The organism is Gordonia paraffinivorans (genome assembly GCF_900683595.1).
Lineage (GTDB): Bacteria > Actinomycetota > Actinomycetes > Mycobacteriales > Mycobacteriaceae > Gordonia > Gordonia paraffinivorans.
Genome location: NZ_CAACYD010000007.1, coordinates 348,033 through 371,900, shown reverse-complemented (window position 1 = coordinate 371,900; position 23,868 = coordinate 348,033). Strand labels below are relative to the sequence as shown.

The following is a 23,868-nucleotide window of genomic DNA, read 5'->3' as shown; positions in this document are numbered from 1 at the left end:
CCGACACCGCCTCGTGACCCTTCACGATCCAGGTGGGGCCGATGCCATCTGGCAGAACGGAGTGGAGTCGAGAGTGCCGCGCAAATCTGGCCCGGGGTCACGCGGCAACGCCCGTGGGCCAGTGCTGGGAGCACCGTCCGACGTGCTGGACCCCTACCTCCCCGACAACGGCAACCTGGGTTACCGGATCTCGCGCTACGACCTCGAACTCGAGTACAAGGTGTCCAGCAACCGCCTCGACGGCACGGCGGTGCTGACCGCGACCTCGCTGGGTGAGCTGACGCGCTTCGGCCTCGATCTCGCGAGTTCCCTGTCGGTGCAGCGCGTGTCGGTCAACGACAAGCGCGCCCGCTACTCCCATCGCCGCAACAAGCTGACCGTCACGCCCGAGACGCCGATCCCGCCCGGGGGCGCGATGACGATCACCGTGCGCTACCACGGCAGCCCCCGGCCGATCCGCGGCCCCTGGGGAGAGGTCGGCTGGGAGGAGCTGACCGACGGTTCGCTGTGCGCCAACCAGCCGAACGGCGCGGCGTCGTGGTTCCCGTGCGACGACCACCCGATCGCCAAAGCGCCCTACCGCATCTCGATCACCACCGACAGCCCGTACCACGCCCTCGCCAACGGGGTCCTGGAGTCGCGGCGGGTCCGGGCCGCGCGGACCACCTGGGTGTACGAGCAGGTCGAGCCGATGCCGACCTATCTGGCGTCGATCCAGATCGGCCAGTACAAGCAGGTCCCACTGGCCTCCGAGCCCTTTCCCGTGACCGGTCTCATCCCGCCGCGGCTCGAGGAGAACTTCGGCGTCGACTTCGGCCGGCAGACGGAGATGATCTCGGCGTTCGTCGACATGTTCGGGCCGTATCCGTTCCCGCAGTACACCGTGGTGGTGACCGACGACGATCTCGAGATCCCCATCGAGGCGCAGTCCTTCTCCACCTTCGGCGCCAATCACTGCGACGGCAGCCGCGACGCCGAGCGGCTCATCGCCCATGAGCTCGCCCACCAGTGGTTCGGCAACTCGGTGACCGCGTCGCGCTGGCGCGACATCTGGCTGCACGAGGGATTCGCGTGCTACGCGGAATGGCTGTGGAGCGAGCGGTCCGGCGACCGCAGCGCCGACGAGTGGGGACGCCACTACTACGAGAAGCTCGCCGCCCACCCGGTGCGCGTGCCGCTCGCCGACCCCACGCCGCGCAAGATGTTCGACGACTGGGTGTACAAGCGCGGCGCGCTCACCCTGCACACGCTGCGACTGACCGTCGGGGACGACGGCTTCTTCGCGCTCCTGCGCCGCTGGACCGAGAAGTACCGGTACGGCTCGGTGACCACCGAGGACTTCATGGCGCTGGCGGCGAACTTCTCGTCGCAACCGCTCAAGGACCTGTGGGACGCCTGGCTCTTCACCCCGGAACTGCCCCCGTTCCCGGTTGGCCGCGCCGACCGATGACGAGCGATCCGACGGCGTCGACGCCCGAGCGGCGCGGTTCCGCGCCGACCCGGCGGGACGCCGGCGCGCGCTCGCTGGGCCGGGTGACGATCGCGACCCTGATCGCGGCGGCGTCGGGCTATCTCGTGCTGCTGCTCGCCGCCCGGCATCTCGGGGCGGTCGGTTACGGCGTGTTCGCCGTGTTCTGGGCGGCCTACGGCCTGGTCACCGGCGCCCAGAACGGCCAGTTGCAGGAGACCACCCGTGCGGTTCGCGCGGCCGCCGACGCGCCGAGCCGTTCGCGTCCGGTGCTGGTGAACGCCGGGATCGGGGTCGGGTTGGCCGTGCTCGTGGCCGCCTCCTCGCCCCTGTGGGGCGGTCAGGTGTTCAGCTCCGAGCGCGGGCTGTCGGTCGTCCTGCTGGCCGTCGGCGTGGCGAGCTTCGCGGTCTACGCGCATCTGTGCGGCGCATTGTCGGGGATGGTGAGCTGGTCGTCCTTCGCCCTGCTGCTGTCGGTGGACGCGCTGATCCGTCTCGCCGGGGCGGTCGTCGCGGTGGCCGCCGGCTGGGGCACCACCGCGTTCCTGGTCATCACGGTCATCGGCTCGGTGTCGTGGTGCGTCCTGCTGCTGGTCTCACCGGCGGCGCGCGCCGCCCTCGGCGTCGGCGGCGACGTCCCGGCCGGCCGTCTCACCGCGAACACCCTGACCGCGATGGCCGCCGCGGCCGCCAGTGCCGTCCTCGTCATGGGTTTCCCGGTCCTGATCAACCTCACCGCCAACCTGCGCGGCGCACCCGATGCGGACGAGGCCCGGGTGATCGGTGCGCTCATCCTCGCCGTGACCCTGACCCGCGCACCGCTGCTGGTGCCGCTCAACAGCTTCCAGGGCGTGCTGATCTCCCGGTTCGTCGACCGGCGCCACCGGCCGTTCGCCGCCCTGGCCGCGCCGCTGGGCGTGGTCGGGATCATCGGCGGCCTCGGCATGGTGGCCGCCTGGATGGTGGGTCCGTGGCTGCTGCGGACCGTGTTCGGCGCCGACTTCGATCTCGACGGCCTCGTCGTCTCCCTGCTCACCGGCGGCGCCACCGGCCTGGCGCTGCTGACCGTCACCGGCGCGGCGGCCATCGCCGCAGGCGCCCACCGCTGGTATGCGGCGGGTTGGTGGGTGGCGACGATCGTCGCGGTCGCGATGCTGCTGCTCCCCGCCGGCGTGGAGGTGCGGACCTGCGTCGCCCTGATCCTCGGACCGGTCGCGGGACTCGGCGTGCACCTGCTCGGAGTGCTCCGGCGCGGCCCGGGTCCACGCGCGACACCCGTGTGACCACACGGCGGCCCGGGTATCCCTGCGCACCCGGACCTGCGAATCGCGGTCACCGACGACGCGCGAGGGCCCCGATCGACGCGCCCACCCGCGCCTGCAGGTGGTTCAGCCTCGACGTGGCGTGCAGGCGCGCCGCACGCGCGGCCCGCGGCCAGCCACGCTCGGCGAACCGCCTCGCCTCCTCTGCGAAGAAGCGGTTCTCCTCGTCGAAGCGCCGGCCGTCGACCGCCTGCACCGAACTCACCGACGCCGAGTGCCTGCGGTAGGAGAACACCACCTCGGGGTCGTAGACGAGCGACCCGCCGGCCGCGGCCAGGTCGACCAGCAGCGCGAGGTCCAGGACGATCTCCAGGCCGGGCCGGAACCCCACCTCGCGGACCGCAGCAGTCCGCCACAGCAACGACGGGAAGTAGGTCCAGTTGCCGTGGAAGAGCCCCGTCACGAGTCGCTCGCCGGACAGCTCGCTCGCGAAGGACGGCGCCAGGACGTTCTTGATCCGGTCGCCCAGCGGGCGCACCGGCCGGCCGTTCTCGTCGATGACGTCGACGCCCGGCTGGATCACCGATGCCTTCGGGTGATGCCGGGCCAGCGTGCGGACGGTCCGGAGGTAGTCGGGGTGCATCACGTCGTCGCAGCCCATCACCACGAACCAGTCGGCCGTGACCAGGTCGACGCAGCGTCGGAAGTTGCCGTTGACACCCAGGTTCGACTCGTTGCGCAGGTACTGCACGCGGGCGTCGCCGAGGCCCGTCAGCCACTCGCGCGGGGCCGGGTCCGGGTAGCAGTCGTCGACCACGACCAGCCGGAGGTCGGGATCGGTCTGGTCGAGGACGCTGCTCACGGCCAGCCGGAACTGCGCGACGTCGCCGTAGAAGGGCATCATCACGTCGATCGGCACCCGACAAGACTAGACCGTCGGCCACCGGCGGCTGACAGGCCCGCGACCGGCCACGTTAGGGTTGTTGACCATGGCCGACCCCAGCACCAACACCGACGTGTGGCTGGTGGTGCCCGTCTACAACGAGGGCCAGGTGATCCGCGAGGTCGTGACCTCCGCCCGCGAGACCTTCCCCAACATCGTCTGCGTGGACGACGGCTCGTCGGACAACTCCGCCGACGAGATCCGCGCCGCCGGGGTCCACCTGGTGCGCCACCCGGTCAACCTCGGTCAGGGTGCGGCGATCCAGACCGGCGTCGAATACGCGCGCCGGCAGCCCGGGGCCCGCTACTTCGTCACCTTCGACGCCGACGGCCAGCATCAGGTCGACGACGTCTCGGCGATGATCGCCCGCCTGCGCACCGAGCCGGTCGACATCATCGTGGGCACCCGCTTCGCCGAGGGCCGCAGCGAATCGGTGCCGTGGCTGCGCCGGATGGCGTTGCGCACCATCGTCTTCCTGAGCCCGCGGACGCGCCGGCTCGGGCTCTCCGACGCCCACAACGGCCTGCGGGCGTTCAACAAGAAGGTCGCCGACGATCTCGACCTGCTGATGAGCGGCATGAGCCACGCGTCGGAGTTCATCGCGCTCATCGACCACCACGGGTGGCGGGTCGCCGAGCAGCCGGTCACGATCCTCTACACCGACTACTCGCGGGCGAAAGGACAGTCGTTGATCAACGGGGTCAACATCGTCGCCGACGGCCTGTTCCACACCCGGATGAGGAAGTGAGGGCACGATGATCTGGTTCCAGATCCTCGCGATCATCGGGCTTCTCGCGCTCGTCGGGTTCTTCGTCGTCAACCGCGGCACCGCGAGGTCGTCTGCGGGCGTGAAGATCCTGTTCGTCGCGTTCATCTGCTTCGGCGTGTACGCGATGCTGCGCCAGGACGACGTCACCTGGGTCGCCAACAAGCTCGGCATCCAGCGCGGACTCGACCTCGTCCTGTTCCTCCTGGTGATCGCGTTCGCGTTCACCACGGTGTCGACGTATCTGCGCTTCCGCGACCTCGAGGTCAAGTACGCCCGCCTCGCCCGCGCCATCGCGCTGCAGAATGCCGAGAAGCCCGAGGACCACGAGTCCTGATCGGCCGGAACGCTATTCTTCGGCCAGGCCCCGCAGGAACGCGGCCACGTCGCCGTGCTGCGGCAGCAGTCCCGATTCCCGCGCCTCCGACAGGCCCGGCGCGGCGGTGTCCTTCGGCGACAGCTCGTAGGTGAGCGGGCGGCCGTCGCGGCCCTGCGTCGGCCACTCGATGCCGAGTTCCGGGTCGAGCGGATTGATGCCGTGCTCGCCGGACGGGTTGTAGCCGGTCGAGCAGAGGTAGGTGACGGTCGAGCCGTCGGCGAGGGAGCAGAACGCGTGACCGAGCCCCTCGGACAGGTACACCGCGCGGCGGTCGACGTCGTCGAGCAGGACCGTGTCGTACTGCCCGAAGGTCGGTGATCCGACGCGGATGTCGACGATGACGTCGAAGATCGCCCCCGACGGGCACGTCACGTACTTGGCCTGGCCGGGCGGCACGTCGGCGAAGTGCACGCCGCGCAACACCCCGGCCGCCGACACCGACAGGTTCGCCTGCGCGAGGTCGAGCCGATGGCCGATCACCTCCGACAGGAGGTCGCCCTTGAAGACCTCGGCGAACAGCCCGCGCGCGTCACCGTGCTGGACCGGGGTGAACTCCCACGCGCCGTCGATCGAGAGCGGTCGGACCTTCATGGATGTGCCTTTCGCGTCTGGGGAACTGTCGGGAGGGCCGTTGCCGGGATCGGTCAGAACTGCTTGCCGCGTTCGAGGAGCTCGAGCAGGTAGGCGCCGTACCCGGACTTGGTGAGTCCCTCTGCGCGGGAACGCAGTTCGTCGTCGGTGAGAAATCCACGGCGCCAGGCGATCTCCTCCGGGCACGCGATCTTGAGTCCCTGGCGCTGTTCGACGGTGCGCACGAAGTTGCCGGCGTCGAGCAGCGAGTCGAAGGTGCCGGTGTCGAGCCAGGCGGTGCCGCGCGGGAGCACGGTCACCGAGAGCTTCCCGCGTTCGAGGTAGTGGGCGTTGATGTCGGTGATCTCGTACTCGCCGCGCGCGCTGGGCCTCAGTCCGCGGGCGATCTCGACGACCTCGTTGTCGTAGAAGTACAGGCCGGGTACCGCGAAGTTCGACTTCGGTTGCGCCGGCTTCTCCTCCAGCGAGATCGCGGTGCCGTGCTCGTCGAACTCGACGACGCCGTAGGCCTCCGGGTTGGACACCCAGTAGGCGAACACCGCTCCGCCGTCGACGTTCTCGAATCCCTGCAGGCGGCTGCCGAGGCCCGGGCCGTAGAAGATGTTGTCGCCGAGGACCAGCGCCACCGAGTCGTCGCCGATGTGGTTTGCGCCGAGGGTGAACGCCTGGGCGAGGCCGTCGGGCGAGGGCTGGGTCTTGTAGGTGAGGCTGATGCCGAACTGCTCGCCGTTGCCGAGGAGCCCCTCGAAGGCCGGGGCGTCGTGCGGGGTGGTGATGACCAGGATGTCGCGGATGCCGGCGAGCATCAGCGTCGACAGCGGGTAGTAGATCATCGGCTTGTCGTAGACCGGCACCAGCTGCTTGCTCACGCCCTGGGTGATCGGATGCAGCCTGGACCCGGTGCCGCCGGCAAGAATGATCCCTCGCATGCCGCTCAGCCTAGTGCCCGGGCGCCGTCGCCCGTCGGACCTGCGTCGACCGGCGGCACAGGCGGCCCTCGGTAGAGTGACGACCACCGATCCCCGAGGCGGAAGGAACGTCGTGCGTGTTCTCGTGACCGGTGGTGCCGGGTTCATCGGGGCCAACTTCGTGCTGCGCACGCTGGCCACCCGACCCGAGGTGACGATCCGGGTGCTGGACAAACTCACCTACGCCGCCAACCCGGAGACCCTCGCCCCGGTCGCCGACCGGGTGGAGCTCGTCGAGGGCGACGTGGCCGACGCCGCGCTGGTCGACCGGCTCGTCGGCGACACCGACCTGGTGGTGCACTTCGCCGCCGAATCCCACAACGACAACTCGCTCGCGGACCCGTCGGTGTTCGTGCACACCAACCTGGTCGGCACCTACACCCTGCTCGAGGCCGTCCGGGCGCATCGCGTGCGCTACCACCACATCAGCACCGACGAGGTCTACGGCGACCTCGACCTCGACGACCCGGCCCGGTTCACCGAGACCACCGCCTACAACCCCTCGAGCCCCTACAGCTCGACCAAGGCGGGCAGCGACCTGCTCGTGCGCGCCTGGGTGCGTTCCTTCGGCGTGGCGGCGACGATCTCGAACTGCTCGAACAACTACGGCCCGTACCAGCACGTCGAGAAGTTCATCCCCCGCCAGATCACCAACGTGCTCTCCGGCGTGCGGCCCAGGCTGTACGGCGACGGCCGCAACGTGCGCGACTGGATCCACGTCGACGACCACAACGACGCGGTGTGGACCATCATCGACAAGGGCCGGATCGGCGAGACGTATCTGATCGGCGCCGACGGCGAGGTCGACAACCGCACCGTGGTCGAGACCATCCTCGAACTGCTGGGGCAGTCGAAGGACGCCTTCGACTTCGTGACCGACCGCCCCGGCCACGACCGCCGCTACGCCATCGACTCCACCCGCCTGCGCACCGAGCTCGGATGGCGACCCGAGTACGTCGACTTCCGCGCCGGCCTGGCCGCCACCATCGACTGGTACCGCGACAACGCCGACTGGTGGCGGCCCGCCAAGGACGCCGTCGAGGCGAGGTACGCCGCCACGGAGAAGATCACCCGCTGACCTCGTGGCGTTCTCCCCGCGACGCCGCCTACGGTGTTGTCATGCGCGTACTCGTCAGCGGTGGCGCGGGCTACATCGGCTCGCACACCGTGGTCCAACTGGTCTCGGCCGGGCATGACGTCGTCATCGTCGACGACTTCAGCAATGCGAAGCCCAGCGTCGTGGGGCGTCTGGAGGCCCTGACCGGGCGGTCCATCCCGGTGCATGCCTTCGACCTCGCCGATGTCGACAAGACCGAGCGGTTCTTCGCCACCGAGCAGGTCGACGCGGTCATCCACTTCGCCGGGTTCAAGGCGGTCGGCGAGTCGGTCGCCAAGCCGCTGGACTACTACCAGAACAACCTCGGCACCACCTTCTCGCTGCTGCGCGCCATGGAACGGCACGGCGTGTACACGCTGGTGTTCTCCTCCTCGGCGACCGTCTACGGCGCCGACCCGGAGCTCCCCATGACCGAGGACCTGCCGACCTCGGCGACCAACCCCTACGGGTGGACCAAGGTCATGATCGAACAGATCCTGCGCGACGTCGCGGCGAGTTCGGAGCGCTGGCGCATCGCGGCGCTGCGCTACTTCAACCCCGTCGGCGCGCATCCGAGCGGGCAGATCGGCGAGGACCCGTCCGGCATCCCCAACAACCTGATGCCGTTCGTCGCGCAGGTCGCGGTGGGCCGTCGCGAGAAGCTCTCGGTGTACGGCGACGACTACGACACCCCGGACGGCACCGGCGTGCGCGACTACATCCACGTCGACGACCTCGCCGCCGGCCACGTCGCCGCGCTCGACCGGATCAGCACCGGCGACACCGGCATGTCGACCTGGAATCTCGGTACGGGCAAAGGCGTTTCGGTCCTCGAGGTGGTACGCGCCTTCGAGCGGGCGAGCGGGCGGAAGATCCCCTACGAGATCGCCCCGCGCCGGCCCGGCGACATCGCCGCGTCCTACGCCGACCCGAGCCGCGCGAATGCCGACCTGGATTGGCACGCCACCAAGACCATCGACGACATGTGCGCCGACACGTGGCGCTGGCAGTCGCTGAACCCGAACGGATACCCGGACGAGGAGACCGCCGACTGAGATCCGCCGAACCTCCGGACGGGCCGGCTCACCACGCGTCCGGGTCGTCGGGATCGGTGATCTCGTCTGTCGCCCAGCCGATGTAGCGGCGCGCCGAGGTCTCGATGACCTGCTTGGCGTCCCTCTCGACCACCACCCCGAACGCGTCGTAGAGACGGTCGAAGCCGAGAGCGGAGACCCGGCCGACGATCTGGCGCACCAGTCGCGGGGACAGCGGGAGCATGTTCGGGTAGCTGCGCATGAAGGTGACCATCCCCGGCTGCAGCACGCCCTTGATGGTGTCGCCGGACAGGATCGCGCCCCGGCCGCCGGCGGCCCTCGGCAGATGCAGCACGGAACTGCCGGGAAAGTGGCCGCCGCACCGGACGACCCGTATCCCGTCGACGATCTCGGTCTCGCCGGACCAGAACTCGACGACCAGGTCGGGCCGGGTCAGCCAGCGCCGGTCGAGAGCGTTGTAGAAGACCGGCACCCGTCCGAACCTGTGACTGAGCGACACCCCGGCGCCGAGCAGGTGCGGGTGGCTCGCGGCGACGGCCACGATGCCGCCGCGCCGTTCGATCTCGTCGACCAGGGCGGGGCCGACGAATCCCGGCGGTTCCCACAGGATGTTGCCCGCGGGGGTCTCGACGAGGAAGCCCTGCTGGCCGATGCCGACGCGCGGTTCCAGCGACAGCCGGATCAGGCCCGGCTCGACCTCGGTCGCAGCGAGCGTGTTGTCCGCCCGGTCGTCGAGCCGGAACCAGGCAGGGCCGTCGGACGGAATCCACTGCCGGTCGTCGTCGCAGATCGGGCAGATCTCCGGCGGCGAGTCCGCCGGCGGGAACTCGTTGGCACAGAACGCACACATCCAGGGCCGCATGGCCTGATGTCTACCCCACGGCGTTCGACGACATGCCGCCTTTGGTGATCGGCGATGGCAGGTCCCATCCCGGCCGCCGGCCAGGGTCGGCGACGGGCGCGTCTCAGCTCGCCGCGCCGGTCAGCGGGGTCCGGTCGAATGTCCCGCTCGTCGCCGTGTACATCACGCGGTGGAGCTCGGCGTTGAAGTCGTCGACCGCCTCCACGTTCGACGCGTGCCCGGTGTCGAGCACGACCAGCTCCTCGAGGTAGCCGCGCACCGACAGGGCGTGGGCGATGCGCTGGGTCATCGCATGCGGCAGGAGCAGGTCGTGCCGGCCGCCGATGACCGTTGTCGGCACGGTGATGGACTCGACGCCGACCGGCCCGAGGGCCAGCTGGGTCAGCGCGACCGCGGTCTTCGCGCGGGCGGCCGGGTTGCACGAGCGCGACATCGCCAGGACGAACGCGGCGTGATCGGCCGTGGCCGCACGGCGGTTGAGGATGCGCGACCGGACCAGGTTCTCGGCGATGCGGCCGCCCGGCAGCGGGACCGGCACCGACAACGCCGCCTGGATCGGGCGCAGCGGGGCCTTGAGCGGCGCGTTGAGGAACGGCAGGACGCGGGTCTCCTCGGCGATGCCGCCCCACGTCGTGTTGGCCAGGACGAGCGCCGTGGCGCGCTCCTCGACCCGATCGCGGTGGCGGTGCGCCCAGGCCTGGACGGTGATGCCGCCCATGCTGTGGCCGACGAAGACGGCCGGGGTGCCGAAGGGAACGGCCTGCTCGACGACGGCCTGCAGGTCGTCGGCGAGGACGTCGGAGTCGAACTTGCGGGTGCCCCAGGTGCTGTCGCCGTGGCCGCGCTGGTCGTAGGCGATCACGTGGTAGTTCTCGGCGAACGCGTTGATCTGCGGGTTCCAGTACTCGATGCAGCACGACCACCCGTGGATGAGCAGCAGCACCGGCGCGTCCTGCGGGCCGTAGTGATGCACGCGCAGCCGGGCACCGTCGTCGGTGACGGCCCAGGACTCCCGCTCCGGCGGACGCGAGTTGTACAGCGGATTCTCCCACCGACGAGTGCGGAGCCGACGCCGGGCCTCGGCGGGCCGGACGATCCCCGGTAGCCGTGACCTGGTCACATTCAGCAGCGAAGCACCGCTCCCACCTGCACTCATCGCGTCCTCCTGGCGCCATTGCCTTGATGCCACATTCGCTGTCGCTGTGCTCCATGTCACATCGACCGTTTGATGATACAAACCGCGAATAAGCGTTCCTACGTTTTGTCGAAAGTCGGCGTGGTCGCCGCCCCCGATGCACCTGATACCCGTCGGGGGTCGACCCAAACCCCAGGTCGTGAATTTTTCACAGAACCCTCTTGTATTTCGTGCCGAGACGGACCTACCGTGACGGACATGGCACGAACGCCGTTGTCGATGACGCCCACCGGTTGGTTCCAGGTCGCGTGGTCGGCGGAGATACCCGTCGGCGCCGTCCACACGATGAAGTACTTCGGACGAGAGATGGTCGCGTGGCGGTCCCGATCGGGCCGCGTCTCGGTCTTCGACGCCTATTGCGAGCACCTCGGCGCCCATCTCGGCCACGGCGGCCACGTCGAGGGCGAGAACCTCGTGTGCCCCTTCCACGGCTGGGAGTGGAACGCAGAGGGGCGCAACGTGTGCATCCCGTACGAGAAGCACCCCAATCGCGGCCGGCGCATCCGCAGCTACCCGGTGATCGAGCGCAACGAGGCGGTGTGGATCTGGCACGACGTCGAGGGACGCCCACCCCACTTCGACGTCCCCGACATCTTCGCGGACTTCGGCGACGACGCGACCGCCGACGACTACTACCCGCCGGTCCCGGCCGCGACCCTGTACCGACCGGGGCTCGAGATCCATCCGCAGTACATCATGGAGAACGGCGTGGACTTCGCCCATTTCAAGTTCGTCCACAAGACCCCGTTCATGCCGGAGTTCACCCGCCACGACTTCTCCGGACCGGTGTCCCACGTCGACTTCACGATCGCCTTCGAGGAGGGCGCGACACTCGAAACCGCCTCCAGCGGAGTCGAATCCATCAACGCCGGCCTGGGGTGCTCGGTCACCAAGAGCTGGGGGATGGTCGACAACCGCACCATGCCCGCGGTCACCCCGGTCGACGACCACACCTCCGACGTCCGCTTCACGGTGTGGATCGGCCGCAAGCCCGGCGAGGAGACCGGCGAGATCACCGAGTACGGAAAGACCATGGCGGACTTCGTGATCGAGCAGTTCGCCGCCGACATCGAGATCTGGGCGCACCAGCGTTACTCCGACCCGCCGGCGTTGTCGCGCAAGGAGTACGCCGGGTTCACCGCCCTGCGCGAGTGGGCCCGCCAGTTCTACCCCGACGGCGGGGCCGCCGCCGACGACTACATCCGCATCCACAGGTCCGAACTCGAGGAACTCCGCCGCGCGGCGTCGCGAGACGGGTCGCCCACCGCAGCACGCTCCTGACGCCCACCTCCCGAAAGGAACCACGATGACCACACCCGAGAAGATCCGGGTCTTCCAGGTGGCCACCGGCAACCTCGGCACCGAGATGATCGGCCGCATCCGCAATCACCCCGACCTCGAACTGGTGGGGCTGCACTGCTATTCGCCCGACAAGATCGGCCGCGACGCCGGCGAGATCGTCGGCATCGGCCCGATCGGGGTGACGGCCACCGGCACCGTCGAGGAGATCATCGCCGCCGAACCGGACGTACTGACCTTCCACGGGGTCTTTCCCGACGAGGATCTCTACGTCCGGGTGCTCGAGGCTGGGATCGACATCGTCACGACGGCGGACTGGATCACCGGCTTCCACCGCGACAAGAACCATCCGCACCCGTCCGGGCGCAAGGTGAGCGAGCTGATCGCGGAAGCGTGCGAGAAGGGCGGCGCGACGTTCTACGGCACGGGCATGAATCCCGGCCTCGCGCAAATCCTCGGCATCGTGCACACCGCCGACGTCGCCGAGATCGAGAACGTGACCGTCACCGAGTCGGTCGACGTGTCCTGCCACCACTCGGTCGACACCTGGAAGGCGGTCGGTTACGGCCTGCCCGTCGACGACCCGTCCATCCCCGACTCGCTCTACAAGTTCACCGCGGTGTTCGCCGACTCGGTGTACCTCATGGCCGATGCCTTCGACCTCGAGCTCGACGAGGTGGCGTTCTCCTACGAATTGGGCGCCTGCACAAAGGATGTCGATCTCGGTTGGTACCAGCTCCCGGAAGGCTCCCTCGGCGGCAGCTACATCAGATACCAGGGCATGGTGGACGGGGTGGCCCGCGTCGAGACGCATCTCGAGTGGCAGATGACCCCGCACACCGATCCGTCGTGGAACATCCAGGGCTGCTACATCACCCAGGTGACCGGCGACCCGAACATCTACTCCAAGCACATGATCTTCCCGCGCAAGGGATTCGATCTGTCCAACCCGGAGAACTTCGCGTCGATCGGCATGACCGTCACCGGCCTGCCCGCGCTGAACTCCATCCGGTCGGTGGTCGCGGCTCCCCCGGGGATCATCACCAGTGCCGACCTCCCGCTGCGGAGTTTCGCGGGACGTTTCAAGCTGTAGGACCTGTTCGTCAGGCCCCGAGATCTCGTCAGGCCCCGAGGTCGATGCTCACCCCGGTGAGCTCCTCGGCGACGTCCCACAGCCTGTCGGCGACGACCATGTCCTTCGCCTTCGGCGACGGCTCCACCAGCACCGGCGGGCCGGCGAGCCCGAGGCTGCCGACCGGTCCGTAGTACTGTCCGCCGGCCGCCTTGGGGTCGGTCGCCGCACGCAGGACGGGCAGCGCCCCCTCGGGCGGGTCCATGATGAACCGGTCGGTCAGCCAGCGCAGCGACGGTGCGTGGTAGGCCCACTGCAGGAACTTGTTCTGCTCGCGCATCACGCCCGTGCGCGTGCCACCGGGATGGGCGGCGAGCGAGATCGCCTTCTCCCCAGCCGCTTTCAGCCGACGGTCGAGTTCGAAGGCGAAGACCATCTGCGCGAGCTTGGCCCGCGAGTACGCACCGGCGGTGCTGAACGTCCGGTCCATCCGGATATCGGAGAAGTCGATGGTGCCCGCACGGTGGGCGTGGCTGCCGACCGTGACGATCCGCGCGGCGTCGGCGGCCAGGAGCCGGTCCATGAGCAGCCCGGTGAGCGCGAAATGGCCGAGGAAGTTGGTGCCGAAGTCCATCTCGAAACCGTCCGGCGTCAGGTCGCGTCGGGCGCACATCACACCGGCGTTGTTGACGAGCATGTCGATGCGCGGGAAGCGCCGGTTGAGCTCGGCGGCCGCGGCCCGCACGGAGTCGAGGCTGGCGAGATCGAGGTCGATGACCTCCACCTCGGCGCCCGGAACCTCGGCGACGATGTCGTCGCGCGCGGCGGCCGAGGTCTCGGGATTTCGGCACGCCAGGACGACGGTGGCCCCGAGCGTGGCCAGGCCGCGGGCGGTCTCCTTGCCGATCCCCGCATTGGCCCCGGTGACCACGGCGGTCCGGGAGGTCTGCGGAGGTGCGTCGGCCAGCGTCCAACCCGTCTTCACAAGTTCCCCCTCTGAGATCCCGACGTCGTCGCAGATGTCGTTCGTATCACACCTCATGTGACACAACCGGCTGGGGTGTCACATGAAACGCACCCCGGCCGCGTCCGGGAACGCGTCCGGGGTGCGCACCGACCCGGAGTGGACCGGCCGGGCCCGTCAGACCGTCACGGGCGACGGCGCGGCCGAGAACTCGCCGGCCGGCGAGAACCGGGCGAGGACCTGATCGAACGGCTCTCCGGCCACGGCGGTGATGAAGTTCTCGACATCCTCACGGGTCCGCAGACCGAGGAGCGGGTTCGGGTCGGACAGCAGGCCGAGCAGTGCCTGCGCGACATCCGGATTGACAGCGGCAGCCGGAAACGACAGCTCCAGGTGGGTCGCGAAGTCGGGATCGCCGAGGAACAGGCGGGTGACCTCGGTGGCGGCGTGACCGCGGCGCTCCCAGTGCTTCTCGAACTCCTCCGCCAGCCACTCGGCGGTGAACTCACCCGAGTGCCCGCGAGCGGCCTTGACGAGCTCGGCGACCTGGATGAGCGCGTTCTGGGCGCCCTGGCCGGCGACCGGGTCGAACGAGATCGCGGTGTCGCCGATCGCGGCGACCGGGTGGCCGCTCTTCGTGGTGGCGACCGCCTTGCGCACCGTCGGGGTGACCGCGCCCTTGAGCCACGACACCGGGTCGGACTCGATGACCTCGAGCTGATCGATGACCGGAGCGTCCTCGGGGAAGAAGTCGTGGAAGATCCCGGCGATGGTCCGGCGTGCGCCCACCGCGTCGTGGACGTCGTCGATGCGCGGCGCCCAGGCGCCGGACGGCTTGGCGAACACGATGAACGACCAGGTGGGGCCCTCGTCCTTGTGCAGGAACGGGCCGAAGAACAGCTCGCCGTTCTCGCTGTCGAGGTTGTACAGCGAGTGCCCGGCCCCCGCGGACGACCGGTAGGAGAACACGTCCGCCCCGTGGTCCACGCCCTTCAGGGTGACCTGCAGCAGGCGACGCTGTGGCTCACGGTACTTCGTGCGCGACTCGTCGACCGGGAACAGCGTCGACAGTCCGCCCTTGCCGGTGGCGACGAGCGTCAGGTCGGCCTCGCCGGCGATCTGGTCGAGGCGGTCGAGGTCGACGGTGGCGACCTCGAACCGGCCGCCGCGATCCAGGAAGCGACCCAGCCGGTCGTCGGCACGCAGGCGCAGGTCGACGGCCGCGGCGACGTAGCCGTAGTCGGGGTCGTACTCGAGCACGGGGGCACGGTCCTCGCCGGCGCCGCCGTACAGTCGGACGCTCATGCCGGTGGTCTTGCCGACCTCGTAGAGGTCCTCGATGATCTCGGCGTCCCAGTCCTGGGACTTGCCGAACAGCACGCCGACGCCCGTCGGCGGCACCTTGTCGCGCAGCGACTCGCGGTCGCGGTCGCTGTAGATGGTGACGTCGAAACCGGCGTCAACGAGGCCGAGACCGGCGGTGGTCCCGGCGAGGCCGGCTCCGATGATCGCGACGGAACGTCGTGTGGTCATGAGTGTCTCCCCTGGTGGTCGTGGGCGTGCGATGCCCTGATCGGTCACCGGCATCGGTGATGCCCTGATGGCTGGGAGACAGGGTGCCGGGGCGATCGGCCCCGCTGAAGGTTTAGACGCACCGCGAACGAATGGCTGGCCGACCGGGACAGATCCGGTGCCGGGGACCACACTCCGAGCGACCGCGTCGCGAGGCGGACGTTGCCCTGCACAGGTGTCGAGGGTGCGGCGCACGCCCATCGACCAGATCACCCACGATGCATCTCCTCACACCCGGATTCGACGGTCGTTCTCCGAACGTACGACCGTCTTCCGAGGTGGGAGCGGCTTCCGGCGATCCACCTGACCTCCTGCGGGTCCCCCGACACCCCCCGTGGGGACGGCATCGGGCGTCCGGGGACAAGTACCATCGCCGACTGTGCGTGCGACCTCTCCCGAAGTGACCCCGGTCGTCGCGACGCCCGACGAGGACGCCGCGACCGGCAACACCTCGGGCTACCGGCTCGACCTCGACGGTCTGCGCGGCGTCGCGATCGCGCTGGTCGCGATCTTCCACGTCTGGTTCGGCCGGGTGTCCGGCGGCGTCGACGTCTTCCTGACCCTCTCGGGCTACTTCTTCGTCGCGTCCCTGCTCAAGCACGTGCTCGCCACCCAGCCGGCATCGGTGTCGTGGGGCCGGGCGATCAACCCGTGGCCCCGCTTCTGGCGGCTGGTCCGACGCCTGCTGCCGGCGCTGCTGCTCGTCCTCGCGTTCATCGCGCTGATGGTCGCGCTCGTCATGCCGACCACGCGCTGGGGGCCGCTCGGCGCCGAGCTGCAGGCCAGCGCGCTGTACTACCAGAACTGGTATCTCGCCTTCGAATCCCAGGACTACGCGGCCGCCGACTCGGCGAACAGCCCGATGCAGCACCTGTGGTCGATGTCGATGCAGGGCCAGTTCTTCCTGCTCACGCTGCTGTGCGCGCTGGCGCTCGGCGGCCTGCTGCGCGCGCTGTCACGGGTGTTCGCCGTCCTCGCCCGGCCGAGTGTGGTGCGCGGCATCGTCGGGTTCTCACTGCTGGCCGTGGCAGTCGTCTCGTTCGCGTGGGCCAACTACCGCCACGGCATCAACCAGCCCTTCACCTACTACGACACCGTCGCGCGCCTGTGGGAGCCGCTGGCCGGCGGCCTGCTGGCCGTGTGGCTGCCCCGGGTCCCGATGCAGGCGTGGCTGCGCAACCTGCTGGGCCTGGTGGCCCTCGGCCTGATCGTGACCTGCGGCTGGTGGATCACCGGCGTGCAGGAGTACCCCGCCGCGTGGGCGCTCGTGCCGGTCGGCGCCACGCTGCTGCTGATCTGGTCGGGCGCGCCGGCCACCGCGCCCGCCGCGACGGGACCGGCCGCGGTCTCCCGCGGGCTGGCGCTGCCGCAGCTGGTGTGGCTGGGTTCCATCGCGTACGCCCTCTACCTCTGGCACTGGCCCCTGCTGATCTTCTACATGGCCTGGCGCTACCAGGACGACGTGTCGTGGCTCGAGGGCACCGGCATCCTCGCCGTGTCCGTGCTGATCGCCTGGCTGACCACCAAGTACGTCGAGGCGCCGCTGCGCGCCGGCTCGGCGCGCCGTAAGCCCGGTTTCCAGAACTCGCGCGCCTGGCGGCTCTCCCTCGTCGCGGTGCTGCTGGTCACCACGGTCACCGCGGGCGCCGCCGCGGTGACCTGGCAGCGCGACGCCGCCAACGCGACCCTCGACACCGCGCACCTCGACCCCCGCCTCTACCCCGGCGCACGCGCCTTCCTCGACGGCGCGCCGGTCCCGAAGGTGACCCCGCAGCCCAGCCCCGACGTCGTCGACCAGGACTGGCCCATCACGTCCTACGACTCGATCATCAGCGGCTGGAAGGACCCGTCGATCAAGGTCGGGGTCTACGGCGACCCGAACGCGACCCGCACCATCGCGCTCGTCGGCGGGTCGCACGCCGAGCAGTGGATCACCGCGCTCGACGACATCGGCAAGCGCAACAACTTCCGCGTGACGACCTACCTGAAGGTGGGGTGCGCGCTCACCACCGAGCACGTCTTCACCTGGTTCGGCCAGAAGTACTACCAGTGCAACGACTGGTCGCGCCGGGTGATGGAACGCCTCGCCGAGGACAACCCGGACTACGTGTTCACCACGTCCACCCGCCCGCCGGAGGGCGGCCAGAAGGGCGACCGCGTGCCGAAGGACTACCGCGAGATCTTCGCGCAGTTCCGCGACCGCGACCAGAAGGTCATCGCCATCCGCGACAACCCGTGGTCGACGGGCAAGCTGAAGCCGCCGGAGTGCCTGGCCAGCGGCCGCAAGCCGGAGGTGTGCGGCGTCTCGCGCGAGCAGGCCCTCGCGCCGACCGATCCGGCGCAGGAGATCGCCGGCGAGTTCCCGAACATGTCGTTCCTCGACTACAGCGACGCCTTCTGCGACGACGAGTACTGCCCCGCGGTGGTCGGCAACATCCTCGTGTGGCACGACTACCACCACCTGTCGGCGACCTTCGTGCGGAGCCTGATCCCTGCGATGGAGGCGGACCTGAAGGAGATCACCGGCTGGTGGTGACGGTCAGCCGACCGCGCTGAGCAGCGCCTTCGGTCCCGCGAAGACCTTCTCGCGGATGTGGTTGCGCACCACCGTCCATGCCGGGCAATCACATTCGGCGACGACGCCGCGCGCATCGACCCCGGCGTCGCGGCACAGCGCGATGGCCCGCGGCAGATGGAAGTCCTGGGTCACGACGACGAGCGCATCGGCACCGAAGTCCTCGTGCGCCCGGCGACAACTGGCCGCGGTGTCGTATCCCTCCGGGTCGTCGACGATGGCCTCGGGCGGCACCCCGGCGGCCTCGAGATGCGCGCGCATGACGGCAGGCTCGTTCCCCGCATCCTCGGAACCGTTGCCGGAGTTGATGATCCGATCGACGCGCCCGGTGCGGTACAGCTGCGCGGCGGTGTCCAGCCGTCCGCGGACATAGTCACCGGGGGTGCCGTCGTCGTAGACCAGCGAGCCCAGCACCAGCAGCGTCGACCCCTCCGACACCCGCCCGGCGTCGACGATGCGGCCCGACGACTCGACATACATCCACGTGGCCGCGACGGTGATCCACAGTTCGACGACGATCAGCGCCACCGGCGCGATCAGACGGGCTGCGGACCTCACCCGTACACCTTGGCAGCGCCGCGCTTCTCGCCCAACTGCAGGACCGCGGAAGGGGCCCGACGCCGGTCCGTTTCCGGCGCGGACCCGACGGCGCGACTGTGACGGAGGTAACGCCATACTGTACGCACCCGCCGCGCTCACCCCGACGCGTGAGAAGACAACCGTGGAAGAGAGTGTGCATGCAGTACATGCCGGTGACCTCGTCGATTTTCCTGCTGGCCGAGACGCGGGAGCAGCCCATGCACGTCGGCGGGCTGCAACTGTTCGTCCCGCGTGAGGGGCAGACGTCGGCGGATCTCGCCGAGGAGATGATCGCGGCGTTCACCGCCTGCACCGAGGTCCATCCCCTGTTCCGCAAGCGTCCCGCCCCGCCGGTGACCATGCTGGGCAACTTCGCGTGGACCTACGACGACGAGATCGACTTCGACTACCACGTCCGCCGCACCGTGTTGCCCCGGCCGGGTCGCGTCCGCGAGCTCCTGCGCTACGTGTCGCTCAACCACGGCACCCTGCTCGACCGGTTCCGGCCCATGTGGGAGCTCCACGTGATCGAGGGCCTCGAGGACGGCCGGGTCGCCCTGTACAGCAAGATCCACCACTCCATCGTCGACGGCGTCTCCGCCCTGCGACTCCTGCAGCGGATGTTGTCGGCAGATCCCGACGACCGGTCCGGCACCGCGCCGTGGGACCCCGCCCTCGTCCGCAAGCGGGCCCTGAAACCGGCTCCGTCACTGAAGTCGCGGGTGTCCGGCCTGGTGGATGCCGGCCTCCAGGCCGCCGGCCTGGGGCCCGCGGCCGCGAAGGTCGCCCTCGCCGCCGTGCGCAAGCCCGACTTCGTGCCGCCGGTCCCGCGCGCCCCGCGCACCATTCTCGACGTCGCGATCGGCAGCGCCCGGCGCTTCGCCGCCCAGCAATGGGAGATCGAGCGGCTCCGGGCCGTGGGCGCGGCGATGGACATCACCCTCAACGACGTCGTCGTCGCCATGTGCGCGGGCGCACTCCGGTCATACCTGATCGACCAGGACGCGCTGCCCGAGTCCCCGCTGATCGCCGCGGTGCCGGTGTCGATGCACACCGAGGACGACGCCGAGGGCAATGCGATCACCGCCATCCTCGTCAACCTCGCCACCGACCAGCCCGACCCGGAGCGGCGCCTGATGACGATCGTCGAGTCCGCACGGAGCTCGAAGAACGTCGTGCGCGGCCTGCGGCCGATCCAGGCGATCGCGCTGGGGGCCGCCAACTTCGCCCCGCTCGCCTTCGCGACCGTCCCGGGCGTCGTCCAGTACGTGCCGCCCCAGTTCAACATCATCATCAGCAACGTTCCCGGGCCCACCGAGCAGCTCTACTGGAACGGCGCCCGGCTCGACGGCGTCTACCCGGTCTCGATCGCGATGGAGGGACTGGCGCTGAACATCACGGTCACCAGCAACGCCGGCAACATCGACTTCGGCCTGATCGGCGCGCGCGCCCAGCTCCCGAGCCTGCAGCGACTGCTCACCCACCTCGACACCGCGCTCGAGGAGCTCGAGAAGGTCGCCCACACACGGTGAGTCGGGCCGTCGGGGCATGCTCGGCGGGATCCCCACCCACCGTGACTCGACAGTAAGTTACTGGTGAGTATCATCCCTGAGAGACAGACCAGCAGGTATTAGGTCAACCTTGTGAGCGCTGCATAGGCGCAAGGATTTACGGTTACCTGTAGTACACCGCCCTGTGGGACAGCCCTGCGCACTCTGTGCGCTCCCTCCGGGCGGACGACCTAGACGAAAGGCCGGTACGCGCCCGTGACAGCCACGACGATTGCCATCGGCACCACAGCAGCGGTGATCAGCCTCTTCTGTTGGTACCTCTTCCTCCGCGGTGTGGTGACGATGTTCCGCACCATCCGCCTGGGCCAGAAGGTTCCCAGCACCAGATTCTGGCCGTTCTTCCCGCGTCTGTGGACGATGATCAAGGAGTTCATCGCCCACACGCGCATGGTCAAGTTCCGCTCCGTCGGCTGGGCGCACTGGCTGGTCATGATCGGCTTCCTGGGCGGCGCCCTGCTGTGGTTCGAGGCCTACGGGCAGTCGATCGACCCGGAGTTCCACTGGCCGTTCTTCGGTGACACGTTCGCGTGGCACCTGTGGGATGAGCTGCTGGGCATCGGCACCGTGGTCGGCATCCTGGTGCTGATCGCCATCCGCCAGCTGAACCACCCGCGCGTCCCCGAGCGCCTGTCGCGCTTCTCGGGTTCGCGCTTCGGCGCGGCCTACTTCGTCGAGGCCGTCGTCCTCCTCGAGGGCCTGGGCATGATCCTCGTGAAGTCGTCGAAGATCGCGACCTACGGACACTCCAACACCGCATCGGACTTCTTCACCGAGCAGGTCGCCAAGATCCTTCCCGCGTCGCCGACCCTGGTGTCGATCTTCGCGGTGATCAAGCTGATGAGCGGCATGGTGTGGCTGGCCGTGGTCGGCCTCAACACCGACTGGGGTGTGGCATGGCACCGCTTCTCGGCGTTCTTCAACATCTACTTCAAGCGTGAGGCCGACGGCGGCGTCGCCCTCGGCGCGGCCAAGCCGATGATGTCCAACGGCAAGGTCCTCGACATGGAGACCGCCGATCCCGACGTCGACGCCTTCGGCGCCGGCAAGATCGAGGACTTCTCCTGGAAGGCCTGGCTGGACTTCACCACGTGCACCGAGTGCGGTCGCTGCCAGTCGCAGTGCCCGGCCTGGAACACCGGCAAGCCGCTGTCGCCGAAGCTGCTCATCATGTCGCTGCGCGACCACGGCAACGCCAAGGCCCCGTACCTGCTGGCCGGCGGCCGCAAGGACATGGGCGGCGACGAGGTCGGCCTGGTCGACGCCGACGGCAACGTCCTGGAAGACAAGCTGAACGCGATCCCCGAGGCCGCTCGTGCCGAGGCCGCACGCAAGCTCGTCGGCGAGTCCAAGGGCAAGATCGGCGGAGGCGCCGGCATCGAGCAGACCGACGGCGAATTCGATCCGGAGGAGCTCGGCGCGGTCATCGACACCGAGACCCTGTGGAGCTGCACCACCTGTGGTGCCTGCGTCGAGCAGTGCCCGGTCGACATCGAGCACGTCGACCACATCCTCGACATGCGCCGCTACCAGGTCCTCATCGAGTCGGACTTCCCGACCGAGCTGGCCGGCATGTTCAAGAACCTCGAGAACAAGGGCAACCCGTGGGGCCAGAACGCCTCCGCGCGCACCGCCTGGATCGACGAGATGGACATCGAGATCCCGGTGTTCGGCAAGGACGTCGAGTCGTTCGAGGGCTTCGAGTACCTGTTCTGGGTCGGCTGCGCCGGCGCCTACGAGGACCGCGCGAAGAAGACCACCAAGGCCGTCGCCGAGCTCCTCGACATGGCCGCGGTGAACTTCCTGGTCCTCGGCGAGGGCGAGACCTGTACCGGTGACTCCGCTCGCCGCGCGGGCAACGAGTTCCTGTTCCAGATGCTGGCGCAGCAGAACATCGAGATGCTCGGCGAGGTCTTCTCGACCGCGCCCGAGCAGCGCAAGAAGATCGTCGTCACCTGTGCGCACTGCTTCAACGCGCTGGGCAACGAGTACCCGCAGTTGGGTGCCAAGTACGAGGTCGTCCACCACACCCAGCTGCTGAACCGCCTCGTGCGCGAGAAGCGACTGGTGCCGGTGGCTCCGATCGGCGGCGAGAGCGTCACCTACCACGACCCGTGCTACCTGGGCCGGCACAACAAGGTCTACGACGCGCCGCGTGAGCTCATGGGCGCCTCGGGGGCGACCCTGACCGAGATGCCGCGTCACGGCGAACGGTCCATGTGCTGTGGTGCCGGTGGCGCCCGCATGTGGATGGAAGAGCAGATCGGCAAGCGCATCAACGTCGACCGCGTCGACGAGGCGCTCGACACCCTCGGGGATACGAGCGGCGAGCAGGTCAAGAAGGTCGCCACGGGCTGCCCGTTCTGCCGCGTGATGCTCACCGACGGCGTGACCGCCCGGACCAGCGGCACCGAGTCCGAGGGCAAGGTCGAGGTCGTCGACGTCGCGCAGATGCTGCTCGAGTCGGTCAAGCGCGGCGAGCCCACCGAGGTCAAGCTGGGCGGCCGCTACCTCGGCCCGCGTCCGACCGCTCCGGAGCCCGAGCCGGAACCCGAGCCCGAGCCCGTCAAGGCGCCCGCCGCTGCTGCGGCCACGACGACCGAGGCGGCCCCGAAGCCGAAGGTCGGCCTGGGCATGAAGGGCGGCAAGAAGCCGGGTGCCGCGGCCAAGACCGCTGCGCCGGCCGCCGAGTCGGCCCCGGCCGAGACCCCCGAGAAGAAGCCCGCCGCCAAGGGCTTCGGCATGAAGGGCGGGATCAAGCGTCCTGGTGCGGCGAGCAAGCCGGCCGAGTCGGCCGCTCCCGCTTCCGCCGCGGCGGAGTCGTCGCAGGCGGTGAAGGCGGAGGCCACCACGGCCGAGGCGAAGCCGGCCGAGACGACAGCGGCCAAGCCGGCAAAGGCCAAGGGTTTCGGCATGGCCGCCGGCAAGAAGCGCCCGGGTGCGAAGTCTGCCCCGAATGCTGCCGCCGCCGACGCCGGGGTGACCGCACCGGCCGAGTCCAAGGTCGACGAGGCCGCCACGGCCCCGGAGGCCGCCCCGACCGCCGACACCGCCGGCTCCGCGACCGCGGCCGCGACCACCGAGGAGAAGCCCGCCAAGGCCAAGGGCTTCGGCATGGCCGCGGGCAAGAAGCGGCCCGGCGGCATCGGCAAGGCGGCCCCGAAGCCGGCCGCCGAGGCCCCCGCTGCGGCACCGGCTCCCGCCGAAACCCCGGCCGAAGCACCGGCCGAGGCCGCCGCACCTGCTGCGTCGGACGCTGGTTCGGCCGCCGCGGTGACCGAGGAGAAGCCGGCCAAGGCCAAGGGCTTCGGCATGGCCGCGGGCAAGAAGCGGCCCGGCGGCATCGGCAAGGCGACCCCGAAGGCCGCTGCGCCCGCGGCACCGGCAGAGGCTCCCGCGGCTCCCGCCGCGGAGCCCGCCCCGGAACCCGAGGCACCGCAGGTCGAGGAGGCCGAGACCGTCGCGGCACCGGCCGCCGAGGCACCGGCCGCGTCGTCGGAGAAGACCGCGGACGACTCGCGGACCATCACCGAGACCGGCGCGTCGAAGGCCAAGGGCTTCGGCATCGCCGCCGGCAAGAAGCGGCCCGGCCACAAGTAGTCACCAGCCGTGACCGAAAACGGGCCCCGACCACGCGGTCGGGGCCCGTTTTCG

Annotated in this window: 19 protein-coding genes; 11 read left to right on the top strand and 8 right to left on the bottom strand. The window is 69.6% G+C overall.

Translation table 11 applies throughout. The features are described from left to right. The first annotated feature begins 73 nt into the window (after positions 1 to 73). The gene (locus E1P53_RS14660) at positions 74 to 1,450 is read left to right on the top strand and encodes a M1 family metallopeptidase (protein ID WP_131734744.1); all 1,377 of its coding nucleotides are present in this window, start codon (positions 74 to 76) and stop codon (positions 1,448 to 1,450) included. Further along, the gene (locus tag E1P53_RS14655) at positions 1,447 to 2,751 is read left to right on the top strand and encodes a polysaccharide biosynthesis protein (protein WP_131734743.1); all 1,305 of its coding nucleotides are present in this window, start codon (positions 1,447 to 1,449) and stop codon (positions 2,749 to 2,751) included. Before E1P53_RS14660 ends, E1P53_RS14655 begins: the two co-directional genes overlap by 4 nt. Before the next feature lie 49 nt (positions 2,752 to 2,800). On the opposite strand, the gene E1P53_RS14650 is transcribed toward E1P53_RS14655, so the two are convergent. Next, a complete protein-coding gene (locus tag E1P53_RS14650) occupies positions 2,801 to 3,649 on the bottom strand; it encodes a glycosyltransferase family 2 protein (RefSeq protein WP_131734742.1) in 849 nt (282 codons plus the stop codon). Between the two features lie 70 nt (positions 3,650 to 3,719). Here E1P53_RS14650 and ppgS point away from each other — a divergent pair, with 70 nt between their 5' ends. Both ppgS and E1P53_RS14640 read left to right on the top strand, forming a co-directional pair. Next, positions 3,720 to 4,421, top strand: coding sequence for a polyprenyl-phospho-N-acetylgalactosaminyl synthase PpgS (gene ppgS / locus E1P53_RS14645; protein WP_006902134.1), 702 nt, complete (start codon positions 3,720 to 3,722; stop codon positions 4,419 to 4,421). A gap of 7 nt (positions 4,422 to 4,428) precedes the next feature. Next, entirely contained in the window at positions 4,429 to 4,776 is a 348-nt protein-coding gene (locus E1P53_RS14640) for a DUF2304 domain-containing protein (RefSeq protein ID WP_109239167.1), read from the top strand. A gap of 12 nt (positions 4,777 to 4,788) precedes the next feature. On the opposite strand, the gene E1P53_RS14635 is transcribed toward E1P53_RS14640, so the two are convergent. Both E1P53_RS14635 and rfbA read right to left on the bottom strand, forming a co-directional pair. Next, entirely contained in the window at positions 4,789 to 5,409 is a 621-nt protein-coding gene (locus E1P53_RS14635; protein WP_131734741.1) for a dTDP-4-dehydrorhamnose 3,5-epimerase family protein, read from the bottom strand. A 53-nt stretch (positions 5,410 to 5,462) separates the two neighbouring features. Then, entirely contained in the window at positions 5,463 to 6,338 is an 876-nt protein-coding gene (gene rfbA / locus E1P53_RS14630) for a glucose-1-phosphate thymidylyltransferase RfbA (protein ID WP_131734740.1), read from the bottom strand. Positions 6,339 to 6,450: 112 nt separating this feature from the next. On the opposite strand from rfbA, the gene rfbB reads away from it, so the two are divergent. Then, complete coding sequence (gene rfbB, locus E1P53_RS14625; protein ID WP_131734739.1) at positions 6,451 to 7,455, top strand: dTDP-glucose 4,6-dehydratase; 1,005 nt, start codon at positions 6,451 to 6,453, stop codon at positions 7,453 to 7,455. A gap of 41 nt (positions 7,456 to 7,496) precedes the next feature. Beyond that, on the top strand, positions 7,497 to 8,528 hold the full coding sequence (galE, locus tag E1P53_RS14620) for a UDP-glucose 4-epimerase GalE (protein WP_109239171.1): 1,032 nt from the start codon (positions 7,497 to 7,499) through the stop codon (positions 8,526 to 8,528). 28 nt (positions 8,529 to 8,556) lie between these two features. On the opposite strand, the gene E1P53_RS14615 is transcribed toward galE, so the two are convergent. Beyond that, positions 8,557 to 9,390, bottom strand: a complete 834-nt coding sequence (locus E1P53_RS14615) for an MBL fold metallo-hydrolase (RefSeq protein ID WP_131734738.1) — start codon at positions 9,388 to 9,390, stop codon at positions 8,557 to 8,559. A 103-nt stretch (positions 9,391 to 9,493) separates the two neighbouring features. Beyond that, on the bottom strand, positions 9,494 to 10,546 hold the full coding sequence (locus tag E1P53_RS14610; RefSeq protein WP_131734737.1) for an alpha/beta fold hydrolase: 1,053 nt from the start codon (positions 10,544 to 10,546) through the stop codon (positions 9,494 to 9,496). A gap of 237 nt (positions 10,547 to 10,783) precedes the next feature. Between E1P53_RS14610 and E1P53_RS14605 the strand changes: the two genes are divergently transcribed. Both E1P53_RS14605 and E1P53_RS14600 read left to right on the top strand, forming a co-directional pair. Beyond that, positions 10,784 to 11,866, top strand: coding sequence for a Rieske 2Fe-2S domain-containing protein (locus tag E1P53_RS14605; protein ID WP_131734736.1), 1,083 nt, complete (start codon positions 10,784 to 10,786; stop codon positions 11,864 to 11,866). A gap of 25 nt (positions 11,867 to 11,891) precedes the next feature. Further along, a complete protein-coding gene (locus E1P53_RS14600) occupies positions 11,892 to 12,977 on the top strand; it encodes an NAD(P)H-dependent amine dehydrogenase family protein (RefSeq protein WP_109239175.1) in 1,086 nt (361 codons plus the stop codon). A 28-nt stretch (positions 12,978 to 13,005) separates the two neighbouring features. On the opposite strand, the gene E1P53_RS14595 is transcribed toward E1P53_RS14600, so the two are convergent. Together E1P53_RS14595 and E1P53_RS14590 are read right to left on the bottom strand one after the other, a co-directional pair. Beyond that, a complete protein-coding gene (locus tag E1P53_RS14595) occupies positions 13,006 to 13,941 on the bottom strand; it encodes an oxidoreductase (protein WP_131734735.1) in 936 nt (311 codons plus the stop codon). 156 nt (positions 13,942 to 14,097) lie between these two features. After that, the gene (locus E1P53_RS14590) at positions 14,098 to 15,453 is read right to left on the bottom strand and encodes a styrene monooxygenase/indole monooxygenase family protein (protein ID WP_131734734.1); all 1,356 of its coding nucleotides are present in this window, start codon (positions 15,451 to 15,453) and stop codon (positions 14,098 to 14,100) included. A 418-nt stretch (positions 15,454 to 15,871) separates the two neighbouring features. Here E1P53_RS14590 and E1P53_RS14585 point away from each other — a divergent pair, with 418 nt between their 5' ends. Continuing rightward, positions 15,872 to 18,028 (top strand): acyltransferase family protein, encoded by a 2,157-nt coding sequence (locus E1P53_RS14585; protein ID WP_131734733.1) that lies wholly within the window; start codon positions 15,872 to 15,874, stop codon positions 18,026 to 18,028. Positions 18,029 to 18,031: 3 nt separating this feature from the next. Here the strand turns inward: E1P53_RS14585 and E1P53_RS14580 are convergent, their stop codons facing one another. Further along, complete coding sequence (locus E1P53_RS14580) at positions 18,032 to 18,547, bottom strand: SanA/YdcF family protein (protein ID WP_230824160.1); 516 nt, start codon at positions 18,545 to 18,547, stop codon at positions 18,032 to 18,034. Positions 18,548 to 18,804: 257 nt separating this feature from the next. Between E1P53_RS14580 and E1P53_RS14575 the strand changes: the two genes are divergently transcribed. After that, positions 18,805 to 20,178 (top strand): WS/DGAT/MGAT family O-acyltransferase, encoded by a 1,374-nt coding sequence (locus tag E1P53_RS14575; protein ID WP_131734731.1) that lies wholly within the window; start codon positions 18,805 to 18,807, stop codon positions 20,176 to 20,178. Positions 20,179 to 20,412: 234 nt separating this feature from the next. Continuing rightward, entirely contained in the window at positions 20,413 to 23,814 is a 3,402-nt protein-coding gene (locus E1P53_RS14570) for a (Fe-S)-binding protein (RefSeq protein WP_131734730.1), read from the top strand. Positions 23,815 to 23,868: the final 54 nt, after the last annotated feature.

Bases quoted from the DNA above. Each gene is read 5' to 3' on its own strand.
- E1P53_RS14635 (WP_131734741.1), bottom strand. From the start codon at position 5,409: ATGAAGGTCCGACCGCTCTCGATCGACGGCGCGTGGGAGTTCACCCCG.
- E1P53_RS14615 (WP_131734738.1), bottom strand. From the start codon at position 9,390: ATGCGGCCCTGGATGTGTGCGTTCTGTGCCAACGAGTTCCCGCCGGCG.
- E1P53_RS14655 (WP_131734743.1), top strand. From the start codon at position 1,447: ATGACGAGCGATCCGACGGCGTCGACGCCCGAGCGGCGCGGTTCCGCG.
- E1P53_RS14610 (WP_131734737.1), bottom strand. From the start codon at position 10,546: ATGAGTGCAGGTGGGAGCGGTGCTTCGCTGCTGAATGTGACCAGGTCA.
- E1P53_RS14580 (WP_230824160.1), bottom strand. From the start codon at position 18,547: ATGTATGTCGAGTCGTCGGGCCGCATCGTCGACGCCGGGCGGGTGTCG.
- E1P53_RS14600 (WP_109239175.1), top strand. From the start codon at position 11,892: ATGACCACACCCGAGAAGATCCGGGTCTTCCAGGTGGCCACCGGCAAC.
- E1P53_RS14605 (WP_131734736.1), top strand. From the start codon at position 10,784: ATGGCACGAACGCCGTTGTCGATGACGCCCACCGGTTGGTTCCAGGTC.
- ppgS (WP_006902134.1), top strand. From the start codon at position 3,720: ATGGCCGACCCCAGCACCAACACCGACGTGTGGCTGGTGGTGCCCGTC.
- E1P53_RS14575 (WP_131734731.1), top strand. From the start codon at position 18,805: ATGCAGTACATGCCGGTGACCTCGTCGATTTTCCTGCTGGCCGAGACG.
- rfbA (WP_131734740.1), bottom strand. From the start codon at position 6,338: ATGCGAGGGATCATTCTTGCCGGCGGCACCGGGTCCAGGCTGCATCCG.
- E1P53_RS14640 (WP_109239167.1), top strand. From the start codon at position 4,429: ATGATCTGGTTCCAGATCCTCGCGATCATCGGGCTTCTCGCGCTCGTC.
- galE (WP_109239171.1), top strand. From the start codon at position 7,497: ATGCGCGTACTCGTCAGCGGTGGCGCGGGCTACATCGGCTCGCACACC.
- E1P53_RS14590 (WP_131734734.1), bottom strand. From the start codon at position 15,453: ATGACCACACGACGTTCCGTCGCGATCATCGGAGCCGGCCTCGCCGGG.